This is a genomic window from Flagellimonas flava (assembly GCF_050617915.1).
Lineage (GTDB): Bacteria > Bacteroidota > Bacteroidia > Flavobacteriales > Flavobacteriaceae > Flagellimonas > Flagellimonas flava_A.
Genome location: NZ_JBODQE010000002.1, coordinates 262,050 through 277,861 on the forward strand (window position 1 = coordinate 262,050; position 15,812 = coordinate 277,861).

19 protein-coding genes are annotated in these 15,812 nt (G+C 42.5%); 11 read left to right on the top strand and 8 right to left on the bottom strand.

Annotation, left to right across the window (positions count from 1 at the left end):
• Positions 1 to 44: 44 nt before the first annotated feature.
• The gene (locus tag ACRHOZ_RS06940; protein ID WP_431123837.1) at positions 45 to 890 is read right to left on the bottom strand and encodes a DUF2911 domain-containing protein; all 846 of its coding nucleotides are present in this window, start codon (positions 888 to 890) and stop codon (positions 45 to 47) included.
• Positions 891 to 979: 89 nt separating this feature from the next.
• The gene (locus ACRHOZ_RS06945; RefSeq protein ID WP_431123841.1) at positions 980 to 2,104 is read right to left on the bottom strand and encodes a T9SS type A sorting domain-containing protein; all 1,125 of its coding nucleotides are present in this window, start codon (positions 2,102 to 2,104) and stop codon (positions 980 to 982) included.
• Between the two features lie 165 nt (positions 2,105 to 2,269).
• Here ACRHOZ_RS06945 and ACRHOZ_RS06950 point away from each other — a divergent pair, with 165 nt between their 5' ends.
• The 6 genes from ACRHOZ_RS06950 (at position 2,270) to ACRHOZ_RS06975 (ending at position 8,305) form a co-directional block, all read left to right on the top strand.
• The gene (locus ACRHOZ_RS06950) at positions 2,270 to 2,767 is read left to right on the top strand and encodes an SRPBCC family protein (protein ID WP_431123843.1); all 498 of its coding nucleotides are present in this window, start codon (positions 2,270 to 2,272) and stop codon (positions 2,765 to 2,767) included.
• Between the two features lie 53 nt (positions 2,768 to 2,820).
• Positions 2,821 to 4,128, top strand: coding sequence for a cryptochrome/photolyase family protein (locus ACRHOZ_RS06955; RefSeq protein WP_431123846.1), 1,308 nt, complete (start codon positions 2,821 to 2,823; stop codon positions 4,126 to 4,128).
• Positions 4,129 to 4,238: 110 nt separating this feature from the next.
• Entirely contained in the window at positions 4,239 to 5,666 is a 1,428-nt protein-coding gene (locus tag ACRHOZ_RS06960) for an amidohydrolase (protein WP_431123848.1), read from the top strand.
• A gap of 6 nt (positions 5,667 to 5,672) precedes the next feature.
• Complete coding sequence (locus tag ACRHOZ_RS06965) at positions 5,673 to 6,566, top strand: VOC family protein (RefSeq protein ID WP_431123850.1); 894 nt, start codon at positions 5,673 to 5,675, stop codon at positions 6,564 to 6,566.
• A gap of 110 nt (positions 6,567 to 6,676) precedes the next feature.
• Positions 6,677 to 7,678, top strand: coding sequence for a pirin family protein (locus ACRHOZ_RS06970; RefSeq protein ID WP_431123852.1), 1,002 nt, complete (start codon positions 6,677 to 6,679; stop codon positions 7,676 to 7,678).
• A gap of 60 nt (positions 7,679 to 7,738) precedes the next feature.
• On the top strand, positions 7,739 to 8,305 hold the full coding sequence (locus ACRHOZ_RS06975) for a hypothetical protein (protein WP_431123855.1): 567 nt from the start codon (positions 7,739 to 7,741) through the stop codon (positions 8,303 to 8,305).
• A gap of 13 nt (positions 8,306 to 8,318) precedes the next feature.
• Here the strand turns inward: ACRHOZ_RS06975 and ACRHOZ_RS06980 are convergent, their stop codons facing one another.
• Entirely contained in the window at positions 8,319 to 8,489 is a 171-nt protein-coding gene (locus ACRHOZ_RS06980) for a hypothetical protein (RefSeq protein WP_431123858.1), read from the bottom strand.
• Between the two features lie 170 nt (positions 8,490 to 8,659).
• Between ACRHOZ_RS06980 and ACRHOZ_RS06985 the strand changes: the two genes are divergently transcribed.
• The 4 genes from ACRHOZ_RS06985 to ACRHOZ_RS07000 all read left to right on the top strand — a co-directional run bounded on the left by ACRHOZ_RS06985 (position 8,660) and on the right by ACRHOZ_RS07000 (position 10,930).
• On the top strand, positions 8,660 to 8,872 hold the full coding sequence (locus ACRHOZ_RS06985) for a helix-turn-helix transcriptional regulator (RefSeq protein ID WP_431123860.1): 213 nt from the start codon (positions 8,660 to 8,662) through the stop codon (positions 8,870 to 8,872).
• 1 nt (position 8,873) lies between these two features.
• Entirely contained in the window at positions 8,874 to 9,734 is an 861-nt protein-coding gene (locus ACRHOZ_RS06990; protein ID WP_431123862.1) for a polysaccharide deacetylase family protein, read from the top strand.
• 213 nt (positions 9,735 to 9,947) lie between these two features.
• The gene (locus tag ACRHOZ_RS06995) at positions 9,948 to 10,325 is read left to right on the top strand and encodes a nuclear transport factor 2 family protein (protein ID WP_431123865.1); all 378 of its coding nucleotides are present in this window, start codon (positions 9,948 to 9,950) and stop codon (positions 10,323 to 10,325) included.
• Complete coding sequence (locus ACRHOZ_RS07000; RefSeq protein ID WP_431123867.1) at positions 10,325 to 10,930, top strand: carboxymuconolactone decarboxylase family protein; 606 nt, start codon at positions 10,325 to 10,327, stop codon at positions 10,928 to 10,930. Before ACRHOZ_RS06995 ends, ACRHOZ_RS07000 begins: the two co-directional genes overlap by 1 nt.
• Here ACRHOZ_RS07000 and ACRHOZ_RS07005 read toward each other — a convergent pair.
• Both ACRHOZ_RS07005 and ACRHOZ_RS07010 read right to left on the bottom strand, forming a co-directional pair.
• Positions 10,927 to 11,736 carry a sugar phosphate isomerase/epimerase family protein gene (locus tag ACRHOZ_RS07005; protein WP_431123869.1) on the bottom strand — a complete coding sequence of 270 codons (810 nt, stop codon included), beginning with the start codon at positions 11,734 to 11,736 and terminating at the stop codon, positions 10,927 to 10,929. The two genes, ACRHOZ_RS07000 and ACRHOZ_RS07005, sit on opposite strands and share 4 nt — an antisense overlap.
• A gap of 3 nt (positions 11,737 to 11,739) precedes the next feature.
• Complete coding sequence (locus tag ACRHOZ_RS07010) at positions 11,740 to 12,450, bottom strand: phytanoyl-CoA dioxygenase family protein (RefSeq protein WP_431123871.1); 711 nt, start codon at positions 12,448 to 12,450, stop codon at positions 11,740 to 11,742.
• 93 nt (positions 12,451 to 12,543) lie between these two features.
• Here ACRHOZ_RS07010 and ACRHOZ_RS07015 point away from each other — a divergent pair, with 93 nt between their 5' ends.
• Complete coding sequence (locus ACRHOZ_RS07015) at positions 12,544 to 13,407, top strand: AraC family transcriptional regulator (protein ID WP_431123874.1); 864 nt, start codon at positions 12,544 to 12,546, stop codon at positions 13,405 to 13,407.
• Here the strand turns inward: ACRHOZ_RS07015 and murA are convergent.
• The 3 genes from murA to ACRHOZ_RS07030 all read right to left on the bottom strand — a co-directional run bounded on the left by murA (position 13,404) and on the right by ACRHOZ_RS07030 (position 15,748).
• Positions 13,404 to 14,711 (bottom strand): UDP-N-acetylglucosamine 1-carboxyvinyltransferase, encoded by a 1,308-nt coding sequence (gene murA, locus ACRHOZ_RS07020; RefSeq protein ID WP_431123877.1) that lies wholly within the window; start codon positions 14,709 to 14,711, stop codon positions 13,404 to 13,406. The genes ACRHOZ_RS07015 and murA overlap by 4 nt on opposite strands.
• 14 nt (positions 14,712 to 14,725) lie before the next feature.
• Positions 14,726 to 15,379, bottom strand: a complete 654-nt coding sequence (locus ACRHOZ_RS07025) for a DUF4290 domain-containing protein (RefSeq protein WP_431123880.1) — start codon at positions 15,377 to 15,379, stop codon at positions 14,726 to 14,728.
• A gap of 81 nt (positions 15,380 to 15,460) precedes the next feature.
• Complete coding sequence (locus ACRHOZ_RS07030; protein WP_431123883.1) at positions 15,461 to 15,748, bottom strand: DUF493 family protein; 288 nt, start codon at positions 15,746 to 15,748, stop codon at positions 15,461 to 15,463.
• Positions 15,749 to 15,812 lie beyond the last annotated feature (64 nt).

Below are 15,812 nucleotides of genomic sequence, written 5' to 3' on the forward strand. Positions count from 1 at the left end.
AAAAACCCACGCAAGCGTGGGTTCAAAATCTTAAGGGCTAACTACTAAAGTGCTCCCCATTCCTTTAAGGAATCCTTGTTCATTTTGACATAATCATCATTTCCTGCCTCTTCAGACTTGGCCAATGATTTTTTGGCAGTTTCAATAGCTGCTTTTTTATCCCCAGCCTTGGCATAAATCAAGGACTGCTGACGTAATTGCCAGAATCTTGGTTCGTCAGTCATGGATATGGCTTTTTCCATCCACTCCTTGGCCTTATTGATATCTTTTCCCTCGCTATAGTAGTACACTGCAGAAATATAGTAATCACGAGCGCTTGGGCCGGCCAAAGTTGTCTCTATTGACTTCATAACAGTGGCATCTGCTGGAACTCCAAAAGGAACCGCTACATAGGTGTTTTCCCAAATAAAACCAAGGTTCGCACTTGTAGTTTTTAGATCATCAATACTGATGGTAAAGGTTTCAACAGCCATGGGCATTTTATATACCGGAGATGTTGTTTTTGCAACTACTTTGCTGTCATCCCAATCGCTTGGTACACCACCACCTTGGGTATCGGTATAAAAGAACACCTCCCAGTTTTCTGCCGTAGGCTTTGTAAAAATGGAATAGGTTCCCGCCTTTACATCCTGACCGGCGATAGTCACATCAGTACTAAAACTGATTTTGGTATAGTAGTTGGCCCCTGTTCTCCACAATTTATTGTAGGGCACCAAATCACCAAAAATGGTTCTACCACGCATGGAAGGTCTGGAATAGTCCACAGTAACATCTGTTAAGCCCACTTTTTGCTCAAGTACAGAACTTGGACTTGGCGCAGGAGTGTCTATCTGTGCTTCCATGGAAACCGTTAGGAGTGCTACAAATACAAATAATGCTAATTTTTTCATTTTTAAATAGTGTTTTAGATTCGTTAGTATAACAAAGCTAAATATTAAGGGAGGTTGGGATTGTTAAGAAATCCATAAAAGAAATCGGACTATTTTATGATAAAGGGTTTCGCAATTCTCCCACTCCTAAGATGGAAGGATATGAAGTAAATGGAGGGTTGCAAAAAAGAGGTATCAATAGAGCCTTGAGGTTTGGAATTAAAATCATGGACTAAAATCCTCTTTCCCCCAACATCAAATATGGCATACCCGAAGAGATCTGTTCCTTCATTCAAATTGTAGTCCAGGGTCAAAGTGCCCATGGGCTGATACAGGATAAGGTCTTGCTCCCCTTCACCCCCGGTAGGCGATTCAGGCTCGGGTTCGGGACTGGGGTCTGGATCTGGAGTTGGTGCTTCAGAAAAAGTCAATGAAAACAAACTGGACGGCACTGAAATAGGAGGAATGAGTCTTCTAATCTGCTCTGAACTTAGGTAATAGGTATTGTTGAATTGTGTCACCCCTTCAATCTGATTGATACCTAAATCCAGTGGCGTCTTGATTATTGTCCCTGAAAAGATCGCAGCTTCTTGGGGTTGTTCCACTTGTACCAAGAACGGCATCAATAGCTGTGAGTATCCAATCAAAACGAGCTGCTCGGTTTCGGCATCATAAGTAGCTCCTGTAATCAATCCATCCGCTTGATAGCTATCCAAACGGACTGCGTTGTGGGTTCCTGGGGTGTTGGGAATCCGATAAGCTACAGTACCCAAGTCTTTCCATTGTTTGGTGAAAACTATAAGATTGTCGTCGTACTTAACCATGGCTTCCGCATCCCAATTGCCAAAAGAATCCGAAGTAAAATTGGTTTGGTCTTCATAAGAAAAGTGTATTTCTTCGGCAAAAACCGTGTCTGAGGTAAGGTAATCTGATTTTGTAATTCTATAAATCTTCAAATCAGTTCGATCTCCCTTAATATTTCCAAAATCCCCTATATAGATGTAATTTGAATCCTGGGCTAAATCTTCCCAGTCTATGTTGGTAGCATTGGTCAAGGCCACCGTCCTAATAATCGAACCATCCGCAGGATCAAGTTCATAAAGCGCCGCATCGTTACCGGAATCATTATGGCTAATCAATTTGCCATCAAAGTAAATAAGTCCGGAAGTCTCGTTGATCGTCCCAGGCAAATCGGCAATCTTCTCAAAACTAATTTGTCCATGTGCAACAGACATCAGCAAGGACGATAAAAGTATTTGACAAAGACATTTCATAGCAATCAACCTGTAATTATAGGTTCCAAGTTACAATTTTGGTCTAATATGCTGTTAATCAATTGAGTTGTTATTTTGTTTAACTTTTCTACTATCATGTTAAACATTTTTAGTATCTTTGATATTATGCGACTACATAGGCTCCATACAAAACAGTATCTTCCCATCAACTTGATGGAGGCATGGGAATTTCTTTCCAATCCTGAAAATCTTAGTGCAATTACCCCAGCGCACATGGAATTCAAGATTCTTTCGGGCGCTGATAGACCCATGTTTCCAGGTCAAATTATTTCATACACCGTTAGGCCTTTTCCCTTTTTTAAAGTGCGATGGATAACTGAAATTACCCATATGGAACATGGCCATTATTTTGTGGATGAGCAACGCCATGGGCCCTATGCATTTTGGCATCACAAACATTTTATCAAAGAGCACGGGAATGGCGTGATCATGGAAGATATTGTGGATTACAGCCTGCCTTTTGGGCCTTTTGGAGAATTGTTGCATTTCCTATTTATCAAACGGCAACTGAACCAGATTTTTGAATATCGTAAACAAAAGCTGGAAAAATTATTCGGTGAACCCCAAACCGACGACCAATTCTTGGTTTTAAAAACTGTTTAGCACTTTAGCCCGAAAGTTTTATAGCTAAACCAACCAATTGTTAATTCGTAAAAATGAGTGAGTCCATTGCCATATTTTGGTTTAGGCGTGATTTGCGCCTTGCAGACAACACAGGCTTGTATCATGCGCTTGAAAGTGGTTTGGGTGTATTGCCCATTTTTATTTTTGACACAGAAATCTTGGATAGGTTGCCTAAGTCCGATGCCCGTGTGACCTTTATACACGACCAGTTGCGCCGACTGAATAGTGAGTTGAATGACCATCATAACCGCGCTATAGGCGTTTATCATGGTAAACCCATTGAAGTTTTTAGCGAACTACTCAAAAAATATTCGGTGAGCTCCGTATTCACCAACCACGACTACGAGCCATATGCCATAAAACGAGATCAAGAAATTAAGGACTTACTTAATCAGCATAAGGTAACATTCAAAACCTACAAGGATCAGGTCATTTTTGAAAAGGATGAAATCCTTAATGGGGGTGGACTTCCCTACAAAGTTTATACGCCTTATAAAAAACAATGGATGGCCCTTTTCAATCCATCTGTACATTTAAAAAAGTACGATTCAGACAATTTCCACAAGTTTTATGAATCGGAAGAACTGCCGTTCCTTGATTTGGATGCCCTTGGCTTTGAACGCTCCAAGGTGCAAGTAGCGGATTTTAATCTGGATGCAGGAATAATTAATCGCTATGAAGAAACCCGAAACATTCCATCCTTGGATAAAGGGACTTCCCGACTTGGACCCCATCTTAGATTTGGAACCATCTCCATTCGAGAGGTAGTTCAAAAAGCTATAAGTTCGGAAAACAAGACCTTTTTGAGTGAACTTATCTGGCGTGAGTTTTTTATGCAGATACTTTGGCACTTTCCGCATACCGTCACCCAAGCCTTTAAACCCAAATATGACAATATCTCATGGCGAAACAACGAAGCCGAATTTAATCTTTGGAAAACAGGAAAAACGGGGTTTGTTCTGGTTGATGCCGGTATGAGGCAACTGAACGCCACGGGATATATGCACAACAGGGTACGGATGGTTGTGGCCAGTTTTCTGTGCAAGCATCTCTTGATCGACTGGCGGTGGGGAGAGGCCTATTTTGCCCTTAAACTACTGGACTATGAATTGGCAAGTAACGTAGGTAATTGGCAATGGGCCGCTGGATCTGGGGTTGATGCTGCACCCTACTTCCGCATTTTCAATCCCACAAGTCAACTCAGTAAATTTGATGCCCAAGGGGAATATATAAATAAATGGGTGCCTGAATTTCAGGAACTTAGCTATCCTCCAGAAATGGTGAATCATCAAATGGCCAGGGAGCGTTGTCTAAAAGTGTATAAAGCAGCGGTGGGTTGACGCATTTTCAGTATTTTTAGTTTTCGTTTTATCAACAGGATTATTTACTCGTCCCAAGCTATTTCTGTTGATGAAATCCCGTGTCAAAGACTAATTCAAATATCTAGATAATGAAACAAATCTCAACCCTCCTACTCCTCGGATTATTCTCGATGAGCCTAGGCGCCCAAAAAATGAACTCCACCAAGAAGGCGATTGTCGCATCAGTGGAAAACCATAAGGAAAATCTTATCAAGCTTAGTGATTCCATTTGGGAATATGCAGAAACTGCTTTCAATGAATCAAAATCCGCAGAGGTACTTGCTTCCTATGCTGAAAAAAATGGATTGAAAGTCACTCGTGGGGTGGCGGATATCCCAACGGCCTTTACGGCCACCTATGGCTCAGGTAAGCCTATCATTAGTGTTTTAGGTGAGTTTGATGCCCTCCCAGGCCTTTCCCAAAAGACGGTTCCTACCAAAGATCCTAGAATTGATGGTGCTCCAGGCCACGGTTGTGGACACAATATGTTTGGTGCGGCCAGTTTGGGCGCTGCCATCGCTATAAAGGAACAAATTGAATCTGGTAAACTCCAAGGCACCGTTAAGTTTTTGGGCACCCCTGCCGAAGAAAAGTATTTTGCCAAGGTTTGGATGGTAGAAGCTGGACTTTGGGACGATGTGGACGTAAACGTGAGCTGGCATCCTGGAGCCAATATTGAAGCCGATGTACAAAGTGGTCTTTCCTTGATTGATTTTATTGTCGAGTTCTATGGGCAGGCGGCGCACGCCTCTGCAGACCCTTGGAACGGACGCAGTGCCTCGGATGCGCTTGAACTGTACACTACAGGGATGAATTACTACAGGGAACATATTAAACCTACCTCCCGAATCCATTACCATATTCAGGATGGCGGACAGGTGGTAAACGTGGTTCCTGATTATTCCAAGATTTGGGTACGTGTTCGCGACCCCAAAAGAAAGGTAATGCTCCCTACCTATGAGCGCGTGAAAAAAATGGCCGAAGGTGCTGCCATCATGGCCGATGTAGATTACAAGATTTCCTTGGTTTCTGGAATCTATGAGATGCTGGTTAATCGCACTGGAGGAGAAATCATGCAGAAAAATTTGGAGTTGCTAGGCCCTATCACCTATACCGAGGAAGAAATTGCCTTTGGCAAAGGAATCCAAAAGGCCACGGGCAAGCCCGAAGTGGGTATGGACAGCAAAATTGAACCCTTAAAGGAAACAGAAGAATTTCCTGGCGGTGGTTCCACAGATGTGGGAGATGTAAGCTGGAATGTTCCCAATATCAATCTAAGTGTTACCGTGGCTCCCAAAGACACTCCTTGGCATTCTTGGGCAGTGGTAGCCTGTGGTGGAATGAGTATTGGACACAAAGGAATGGTCTATGCTACCAAGGCTATGGCCATGACCATGGCAGATTTGTTCGAAAATCCTAAATTGGTGACCAAGGTCAAAGAAGAATTCAAGACCCGAAAAGGGGATGAAAAATATGAGGCCATGATAGATGGCCCTCCCCCTATCGGAAACAATTAAAATCAAATGAAGAAAATCACAATTTTAAGCCTGCTTTTTGCAGGCTTATTACACTTGCAAGCACAGGACAACCCCTTATCCATGTTTGACCCCTTAATTGGAAAAACTTGGAGTGCGGAAGGAAACTGGGGAGATGGCTCTGTCTTTAAACAGGACATCACCTATAGATACGATATAAACAACGTACTTGTAATTGCAGAGGCAGATGGGCATACCAACCAAGAACGGACTACCTATGGGCCTAGAAATCATGGCATCCGTAAATACGACAAAGGTTCTGGAACCATAAAGTTCTGGGAATTTGATGTTTTTGGAGGAGTAACCGAAGGAACGGTCATTGCCAAAGGCAAGGACATCATTTATACCTATGCCTATGGTGAATCCGCAGTAACTGATTATTGGGAATATGTGGATGATCACACCTATAATCTTACGGTGGGCAGTTATGAAGATGGGGAATGGAAACAGAAGTATCTAAAAACCCAGTTCAAGGCAGCTCCCAAAACGGGTTTTGACTTTAAGTTTGACCATAAGGCCATACCCGTAAAGGACATTGCGGTCATGGGCGATTATTACCGGGACGTTCTAAATCTGGAAGAAATTCCATTTCCTGGAAACAATCCCAATCGTCGTTGGTTTCGAATTGCCGGCCATACCCAATTACATTTGATTCAGGAAGATTTCAAGGATTTTGAAAGGGACAAGAGCTTGCACCTGTGCCTGTCTACTCAAAAATTGGAAGACCTCATAACGCATTTAAATGAAAAGGAAGTGTCCTTTTATGACTGGAAGGGAAAAGAGGGACGCATTAGCGATCATCGTACGGATGGCGTTCTTCAAATATACCTCCAAGACCCTGAGGGCTATTGGATTGAAATCAATGATGCAAAACATGATTAAATTTGGGTAAGAAATTGAATCAGATGTCAGTTCGAGCGGAGTCGAGAACTAATCCTAGCTGAGATCTTTCGCTCACGCTCAAGAAGACAATTGAACCAAAAAAATAATCTATGCCAGATCCTATATTACAAACATTCCCCTTGGGCTTCCCTTGGCAGACCCAAGACCCCTTTTTATTCTGTGTGTACCACTTGGATCATTACCCAACGGGTAACGGAGAATTGGGCCCAGATCCAAAACTGTTGGAAGGTAGAAATATCGGTAACGACTTTACCATTAAAGATGGCTGGCGCATGTACCACGGGCAAACCATTCCAGGTTTTCCGTACCACCCCCACCGCGGATTTGAGACCATCACCATAGTCAACAAAGGCTTCTGTGACCATTCCGATTCCTTGGGTGCAGCTGGCCGCTTTGGTCAAGGCGATGTGCAATGGATGACGGCAGGCCGTGGAGTACAACATTCCGAAATGTTCCCTTTGCTCAATACCGATAAGGACAACCCTTTGGAGCTGTTCCAAATTTGGTTGAACCTGCCCAAGGCCGATAAGTTTGTGGAACCCCATTTTAAGATGCTCTGGCACGAGGATATTCCCGTTATTGACGAGGGCAACGCCCAGATAAAAGTGATTGCAGGGAACTACAAGGGCACCCAAGCCAATGACCCCGCGCCCAATTCATGGGCGGCCAAAAGCGAGCATCAAGTGGCCATTTGGAACATTCATGTGGATGCCAAAACGGAATATACCTTGCCTAAAATTAGCTCCTTGGCCACACGGACACTCTATTTCTACGAAGGTTCGGAGATTTATATTGGTGACCGAAAGGTGAACCCAAATTTTGGAATTGCATTAGACCCCTTCCAAGAAGTGACCATCAAAATCGGTTCTGAGAAAGCTCATTTTTTAATGCTGCAAGGGCAACCTATAGATGAGCCCGTGGCCAAATATGGCCCTTTTGTAATGAACACTGAAGAGGAAATCCAGCAAGCTATGGAGGAATACCGTTTGACTCAGTTTGGTGGCTGGCCCTGGCCCTACCCCGATAATGTGCATGATCAGGATAAAGGACGGTTTGCCCAATACCCTGATGGGAGTTTGGTGGAGAAATAATCAATGTTCCAATGTGCTTAATAAGCTAATTTACTAACTGATTAATTTAACAATAAAACATTGATTTTAGGTTATGGCCTCTTTGGTCCAGATAATGGTTCTCATTTGTATCCAATCGGAAATGGGAGAAAAATTTGCGATGTTCTAGACTATGTGAAAAATCGACAGAACTACTTGAGTGAAGAATTCAAGGTTTCCAATTCTAGTTTTGATTTTTCGTTTACTTATGATTCAGCTTTGATTGTGAGTCAAAAATTTAGAGATTTTTGCCTACGTAATCAATATGATGGTTTAAGTTTTTATCCTGTTCCTTCACAAAAGGGTTTGTATCTATTTAAATCGTCCAATGAAGTATTGTTCGATACTGAAAAGAGACATACCAAGTTCATTGATTATCAAGAAAAATGTAAAAGGCATGACTCAGTAGTAGGTGCAACACCCATATTTATTAAGGACAATACACCGTTGCAAGAAGGCATATTTCGTACTGACGTTGAATTCGGAAGCGGATATGAACAAAGTCCACTTATATTAATTGGAGAGTTAACCCACCAAAAAATGAAAATGGAGAAGTTCAATTCTTTGGAATTCGAAATTATCCAATCCGAACTCAGATTTGATTTTTAATATATTCCGAACTCTACCTTTTCTCCTTCAACTCCAAAACCTCCTCCCGTAACTTTACATTGGTATGGTACAAGATTTCGTTTTGCTGTCTAAGGGATATAAAAAGCCCGTGCATCATACTTAGATTTTTCTGTTGTGCTTCAACAAGGGTCTCCAAGTCGGCCTTGGTCATTTTTTTGCTCATGATAATTGCTTTGGGACGAAGATTAATTTAATCGAAAATATAATAAATAATAATTTATTGCAAATAATATTATTTAAAAGCGAAATAAATTTACATAAAAAGGCAATTTTCAATACTGGCAATAAGTTTCAGAGGCTTTATATTTAGCATATCTTGCCATACTTATTCCAATGGATAAAATAAACTACAATCGCTTAAAAGCAGTTTTAGCTGAGAACAACGTCGCATCTAAAACTCTTGCGAAGCATCTTGACAAAACTGAATCCACGGTGTCACGTTGGTGCACCAATGATGTACAACCTTCGGTTGAAAATTTGTACCAGATTGCAAAATTCCTTGATGTGGATATTCGTGAGCTTTTAGTTTCTACTAAATCGAAGTAGAATGAATCTAGCACAAAAACTCGGTTTTCCAGCAAACACCAAACTTTTAATGATCCATGCCGATGATGCTGGACTCTCCCATTCAGAGAATATGGCCACCATGCAATCTTTGCAAAATGGTATTGTAAACTCCTGTAGCATAATGGTGCCCTGCCCTTGGTTTTACGAAATGGCGCGGTGGACAAAACAAAATCTTCAGTTTGACCATGGGGTGCACCTTACCCTCACTTGCGAATGGGAAAACTATAAGTTTGGCCCTGTATTGCCCGTTAAGGAAGTGCCCTCCTTGGTAGATTCCAATGGGCATTTCTATAAAAAACGGGAACAAGTTCGGGAACATGCCACGGCCAAAGATGTCCGCAAGGAACTCTCTGCCCAGATTGAAAAGTTCCTCGCCTATGGTCTCTCCCCTTCCCATTTGGATTCGCACATGTACAGTGTGGGAAGTCGCCCTGATTTGTTTGAAGTCTATAAGGAACTGGGACAACGTTACCAGCTTCCTGTGCAGCGTAGTCGAGAATTATCTGATATGGTGGGTCTAGATGAAAGTAGCCCGATAAAACCCGAGGCCATTCCAGTGGACAAAGTCCACATTGGGGATATTTCGTATTTTGAAAAGGGTCAGTTATGGGACTATTACGCGGGTGTGTTTGATGACTTGGTTGAGGGTTTCAATGTGATCTTGATTCATCCAGCTTTTGACGAACAGGAAATGCAGGGGGTTACGGTGAACCATCCCAACTTTGGTTCGGAATGGCGGCAGATAGATTTTGATTTCTTTACCAGCGATTTTGCCAAGGCTCAAATCACCAGGGGTGACATTCAATTGATCAATTGGACGGATATTAGAAATATTCTTTGACAGCTTATTTCTTGAAATTCGTCAGTTTGAGTGATTTTTTCAGTCTATTGCTGAAAAAATTGTATCGAAAACAAGAATTTTATATGCCAAAACCCTCATTCTCGATACTTTTCCTTTGGAAAAACTCGAATTGACGGGCTTGGTCAAATGAGTTCTCGATATGGTTTTCTATCGAAAACCTACTCGAACTGACGACAAATAAACACAACAAACATGAATCTGGAACAAAACAAACAAAACGCCATTGCCTTTTACAAAACGGCCTATATGGGCGACCCAAAAGGGGCAGTTGAAAAATATATTGGAAAGGAATACATCCAGCACAACCCAGATGTGGCCGATGGCACCCAAGGGTTTATCAATTATTTTGAACGGATGCAGGCTGAGTATCCTGAGAAATCCATTGAATTTGTGCGTTGCATAGCCGAAGGCAATTTAGTGGCCTTGCACACCCACCAAACCTGGCCAGGCAATGACCAATACGTGACCATGGACTTCTTCCGATTTGATGAAAATGGAAAAATCTGTGAGCATTGGGATGCCATCCAGCAAATTCCAAAAGAATCTGCCAACCCCAACACCATGTATTAATGAGCTGGATCAAAGTTATCGCCTACGAAGAGGCCAACAAGGAACTTAAACGAATTTATGACCGTGTCAAAGGCCCCAACAACAATGTGGACAACGTATTGCTCATCCACAGTTTACGGCCACACACCTTGGTGGGTCACATGGCGCTCTATAAAAATGTGCTCCATAATTCCAACAACACCTTGCCCAAATGGTATTTGGAAGCCTTAGGCACTTATGTGAGCCACCTCAACCAGTGCGATTATTGTTTTGAGCATCATTTTGAGGGTTTTAAAAGATTATTGGGCGATGATTCCAGAGCAGACACTTTCAAGGAAGCTGTCCTAAAGAACACCCTATCGGACTTCTTTTCAAGCAAATTTTATGGGGGTAGCAGGTATGCAAAAAAACTTACCCTGAACCATACAGATATCACCAAGGAAGACATTGAAGGCCTACGTGAAGTGGGCTTCACCGAAGGTGAAATCCTGGAAGTCAATCAAGTGGTCAGTTATTTCAATTATGTAAACCGAAGTGTGGTAGGCCTAGGGGTGGATACCCAGGGGGATATCTTGGGGCTGTCACCCAACGATAGCGATGACCCCAACAATTGGAGCCATAACTAATTCCATAAATCTTCGATTTCTTTTCGGATAAACTGGTTTATGTCCCATTGATCTCCCAACAAATCCCCTGTCTGAGGATGTTGCAAGGCATAGGGCAAGGGGCCATACTCGGGAGCTATGGTGACATAAGGTCTACCAGCCGCTTGAGCATTGTTCAGCATCGCTTTCCACCAGTTTTTAAATTGGGATAATTCTTCTTTATAGGTATCAACCCTAGGGTCAATCACCTGAGGACTTTGGGAGGATCCCACCCGAGCATGGATGTGATAGGTACGCTTTATGGCCAAATCCACTGCTTCTTGCTGGTTGTCTAATAGGGTTTCCGCCACACAGCACCAGTGGGAAAGGTCTGAGGTCAACTTTAATGATGGCACTTCATGCAAATATTGCTTACAAACATGTGCCGCAAAGGGAAATCGTGATCGGTGGGTTTCATGAGCAATGGGAACACCTGTATCTTCCTCAACCTCTTCTGAGAGTTTGATTAGCTCCAAATTCTGTTCAAAAGAAAAGAAATCCCGTCCCGTGTGGGAATTGATCAACAAAGGCTTTTCTTCGGCTAAATTGAGCAAATGACGTTTGTACTCCTCCTTGTGTTTTGCAAGATCTACTTCCTGGGTTTGCCAATGCTGCCCCACAAAGTCCAGCTCAAAATCGGTTAACATGGCCGCGATTTCTTTCCTTTCCTGACCAAACGGTAAATCTATTTCCACGCCGTGATAGCCATGTTCCTTGACTTTGCCCAAAAACGCTTTCCAATCCAAGTGGGCACTCCCCCACCTGGGATAAATCCATTTTATTTCCATAGACTATTTGTTCCGTACTTTTCGTTCCCCGGTATGATCCACACCTTGCTCCCGCTCCAACTGGATCATCGCCTTAGGCCTGAAATTAAGAATTAATGCGCGCCTATGCGAATCTGTGGTGTTGCCTTTACTAAAATGAAGAGTAAAGCCGTCATGAAAAGTACAGCCTCCAGGTTTTAAGGGAATACATTCGGCGTTCTTTCCGTCTGTTTCGCAATGCAAGGCACCACCTTCGGTATAATGCTTATGGGGTAAAATGGTATCTGCGTCTTTGGGAATGAACCACATACAGCCGTTTTCTTCGTAGACTTCATCCAAAGATATCCAACAACTGGCCGATCGTTTGTCAGGCATCTTGATCCAATAAGCGGCATCTTGATGCCAAGGTGTTGGAGTGTTGGTGTGAGGGGCTTTGTTGATGAGCATATCGAAATCGAGCTCCATATCCCCACCTAACATATCTTTTACATGATCCAAGGCCAGTTGATAGGAAATAGTTTCAGTGAGTTTGGGTTCAACCATACTGGGGCGCATAATCTGAGTGATTTTTTCCACTGTACCTCCTTCTCCCCCGCCCAAATCACTTCGTAATCCCAGGGTGCGCTCCTTATCCTGAAGCAGATCATCATACAAGCCCCTTAGATTCTCCACCTCTGAGTTTGGTATCAGACGGTCTAATTTGGCATAGCCTTGTTTTAAAAACAATTCTTTCATTGGTTTATGGTTTATACTTGACGATTCAAATTAAATGGGATTTCTGAAAAAAGTCTTCTAAATTCGTATGACCTTATTTTTTTGAACAAGTTCATGCAAAATCAAACAAATAAACGCAAAGTGTTTCATCTGCCGGATTTTGGCTATCCAAGGTTCATGGATTTGGGATATTACCATTACCGCAGCGTGGAACCTACTCTTGAAGCTCACCAGCACCAGGACGTTTTGGAAATTTGTTATTGCATTAGGGGTCAACAATATTATGAATTGGGGGATAACTTGCTAAAACTTCGAGGCAACGACATCTTGATTGTACCTCCCAACCAGGACCATAGTTCTGGGGTTTATCCTGAAGATATTGGGGAATTGTACTGGCTGCAAATCCATACAGATCACACCAAAGGCCGACTCTTTCATCTTCCAAAAGATCAGTCGGATTATCTCATTACATCACTGCATGAAAATACCGGACATGTTTTTAGAGGTGCTTTAAGCCAAAAGAATCTCCTGCAAAAACTTGTTGGTCAGCTTGAAATGGAACAGAACACCCTTGTACAACTCACCACCAACCAAATATTGGTTCAACTGCTGTTGGAAACTCTTGAATTGTCCCAGATGGCACAAATTGTGGTTCCTTCGGAAAGATCAAAGGTTATTCAAGAATTTATTGCCAAAAACATCCATCGGATTATCTATGTAGATGAGCTGGCGGAACTTGTGAATTTCTCCACCGCTTACTTTAAAAGTTGGTTCAAACAACATTTTGGGGCTCCACCCAAGGCCTACATCAACCGATTAAAAATTGAACGTGCTAAAGAAGAACTGCTAAAATCCAATTCAATAACTGACGTAGCCTATAACCTGGGATTCAGTACGTCCCAATATTTTGCCACCACTTTTAAAAAGTATACTGGAATGTCGCCCAAGGAGTTCAGGACACAGTCTGAAAAGGCTTAGACCCGAACAATCTTGGCACCTATGGCTCGTAAACGTTCGTCTATGTTCTCGTAACCACGGTCTATCTGCTCAATATTGTTGATAGTTGATGTACCCTTGGCGGACAAGGCCGCTATCAAGAGAGATACTCCCGCCCGAATATCTGGAGAAACCATATTGGTGGCCTTCAGGGTGGATTTAAAGTCATGTCCAATCACTGTGGCTCGGTGAGGATCACAAAGAATGATCTTGGCACCCATATCCAACAACCTATCCACAAAGAATAGTCGGCTTTCGAACATTTTTTGATGGATAACCACCTCGCCTTTGGCTTGGATGGCCACAACCAACAAAATACTCAACAAGTCAGGTGTCAATCCTGGCCAAGGTGCATCCGCAATCGTCAAAATAGACCCATCAATATAACTCTGTACTTCGTATCCGTTTTCGTGCTTGGGAATATAGATGTCATCTCCCCTGCGCTCCAACTGGATTCCCAGTTTTTGGAAGGCGTTTGGAATCTGACCCAAATCGTCCCAGCTCACATTCTTGATGGTCAATTCGCTACGGGTCATTGCGGCTAGGCCAATCCAGCTACCAATCTCGATCATATCTGGCAACATGGTGTGCTCGGTTCCTCCTAATTCATCAACTCCTTCAATAGTCAGTAAGTTGGAGCCAATCCCAGAGATTTTGGCACCCATACGGTTGAGCATCTTACACAATTGCTGAAGGTATGGTTCACAAGCTGCATTGTATATTGTGGTTGTTCCTTCTGCAAGTACCGCAGCCATTACAATATTGGCTGTTCCCGTAACGGAAGCTTCATCCAAAAGCATGTAGGTTCCTTTGAGCTTATCAGCCTCTACCCCATAGAAATACTCCTCGCGGTTGTATCGGAACTTAGCCCCCAGTTTAATAAATCCTTCAAAGTGGGTATCCAGTCGTCTACGTCCTATCTTATCCCCACCCGGTTTAGGAATATATCCTTTTCCAAAACGGGCCAAAAGTGGGCCAACCAGCATAATGGAACCTCTTAAACCACGTCCATCTTGCTTAAACTGATCGGTCTGAAGATAATCCAGATTAATATCGTCAGCCTTGAAAGTATAACTGCCCTTGCCCTTTTTTTGGATTTTGACACCCAGGTCTTCCAATAAGGCAATAAGCTTGTTGACATCTACAATGTCAGGAATGTTGTTAATGGTTATTTCTTCAGCCGAAAGCAAGACCGCACAAAGAATCTGCAGTGCTTCGTTCTTTGCCCCTTGGGGTGTAATTGCACCATGCAATTGGTGTCCACCCTCTATTCGAAATGTTCCCATGGATACCTAAGGAATTAATACCGTTTTTTGCCTCTGTTATTTCTCTGCCCTTTTTTGTTGCTACCGCCATTCCTATTGGACTTGGCCAAACGGTTCTTCAGGAATTGACCACTGTCCGTAAGGTTTTCACCATGCGGAGCCAAATCAATTTGACCGTCGCTCAATTCTTTTAAGTGAGCAAAGATGGCCGGATCTTCTACCGTATCCTTGTTCCAATTGAGATAACACTTTTTCATGTGGTTGGCAATGGCATATTCCAAACCTGAACGCATATCGCCTTTTTCCCATTTTATGGCCACATCAATCATACGCTTGATGTTGTTTCCATAAAAACGATACTTGGGATGGTTCTGTGGATACTCCAAAGGTTCCGGTCGTTGTTGCAAGGTTTCCTTGGAGGTAATCGGAAACGGGGAATCCACATCCAATTTAAAATCGGACATGATAAACAGCTGATCCCAAAGTTTGTGTTGAAAATCGGGAACATCCCGTAAATGGGGCTGCAGATTGCCCATAACACTTATAATGGCTTTGGCAATTTTGTTTCTCTCTTCTCGATCTTCAATGGAAACGGCATGATCCACCATTTTTTGAAAATGACGGCCATACTCGGGAATGTGAAGCTTTGGACGCTCCGTATTATATTCTAAGTTGTCTACTGAATTCAAATTAATAGGTTTATTGAAATTAACTAACGGGAAGTCTATCCTATAACGTCCGCAAAATACTAAAAATTATGGCAATGTGACTTAAAGCGATATTACCCCCTCTACTTGGGAAACTTCCTTGTACTTGGCAATCACGGCATCCGGACTTTCCAACTGTACCGTAATGGAGATACTGGTATAAGTTCCTTTTTTGGATTTCTTGGATTCAATCACCGCTCCTGTATTATCAAATATGGTATTGATCTGCTCTATTTTATCCTCGTCAGTGGGCACAATAAACTTATAGAGGTACTTGGATGGCCAACTGCTGTTTTCCAACAATTGTTCCTTTAGACGTGAATAAAACTCCTCGGATTTCTCCTTCTCCATGCTGCAAGTTTTTACAAAGATATGGCTTCGTGTGCAATTTTTTTTCCTTAGTCCGATTTCATTA

Coding starts and splice junctions, on each gene's coding strand:
- ACRHOZ_RS06990 (WP_431123862.1), top strand. CDS start 8,874: ATGAATCTAGCACAAAAACTCGGTTTTCCAGCAAACACCAAACTTTTA.
- ACRHOZ_RS07000 (WP_431123867.1), top strand. CDS start 10,325: ATGAGCTGGATCAAAGTTATCGCCTACGAAGAGGCCAACAAGGAACTT.
- ACRHOZ_RS06950 (WP_431123843.1), top strand. CDS start 2,270: ATGCGACTACATAGGCTCCATACAAAACAGTATCTTCCCATCAACTTG.
- ACRHOZ_RS06965 (WP_431123850.1), top strand. CDS start 5,673: ATGAAGAAAATCACAATTTTAAGCCTGCTTTTTGCAGGCTTATTACAC.
- ACRHOZ_RS06945 (WP_431123841.1), bottom strand. CDS start 2,104: ATGTCTGTTGCACATGGACAAATTAGTTTTGAGAAGATTGCCGATTTG.
- ACRHOZ_RS07030 (WP_431123883.1), bottom strand. CDS start 15,748: ATGGAGAAGGAGAAATCCGAGGAGTTTTATTCACGTCTAAAGGAACAA.
- ACRHOZ_RS06955 (WP_431123846.1), top strand. CDS start 2,821: ATGAGTGAGTCCATTGCCATATTTTGGTTTAGGCGTGATTTGCGCCTT.
- ACRHOZ_RS06970 (WP_431123852.1), top strand. CDS start 6,677: ATGCCAGATCCTATATTACAAACATTCCCCTTGGGCTTCCCTTGGCAG.
- ACRHOZ_RS07005 (WP_431123869.1), bottom strand. CDS start 11,736: ATGGAAATAAAATGGATTTATCCCAGGTGGGGGAGTGCCCACTTGGAT.
- ACRHOZ_RS07010 (WP_431123871.1), bottom strand. CDS start 12,450: ATGAAAGAATTGTTTTTAAAACAAGGCTATGCCAAATTAGACCGTCTG.
- ACRHOZ_RS07015 (WP_431123874.1), top strand. CDS start 12,544: ATGCAAAATCAAACAAATAAACGCAAAGTGTTTCATCTGCCGGATTTT.
- ACRHOZ_RS06940 (WP_431123837.1), bottom strand. CDS start 890: ATGAAAAAATTAGCATTATTTGTATTTGTAGCACTCCTAACGGTTTCC.
- murA (WP_431123877.1), bottom strand. CDS start 14,711: ATGGGAACATTTCGAATAGAGGGTGGACACCAATTGCATGGTGCAATT.
- ACRHOZ_RS06980 (WP_431123858.1), bottom strand. CDS start 8,489: ATGAGCAAAAAAATGACCAAGGCCGACTTGGAGACCCTTGTTGAAGCA.
- ACRHOZ_RS06985 (WP_431123860.1), top strand. CDS start 8,660: ATGGATAAAATAAACTACAATCGCTTAAAAGCAGTTTTAGCTGAGAAC.
- ACRHOZ_RS06995 (WP_431123865.1), top strand. CDS start 9,948: ATGAATCTGGAACAAAACAAACAAAACGCCATTGCCTTTTACAAAACG.
- ACRHOZ_RS06960 (WP_431123848.1), top strand. CDS start 4,239: ATGAAACAAATCTCAACCCTCCTACTCCTCGGATTATTCTCGATGAGC.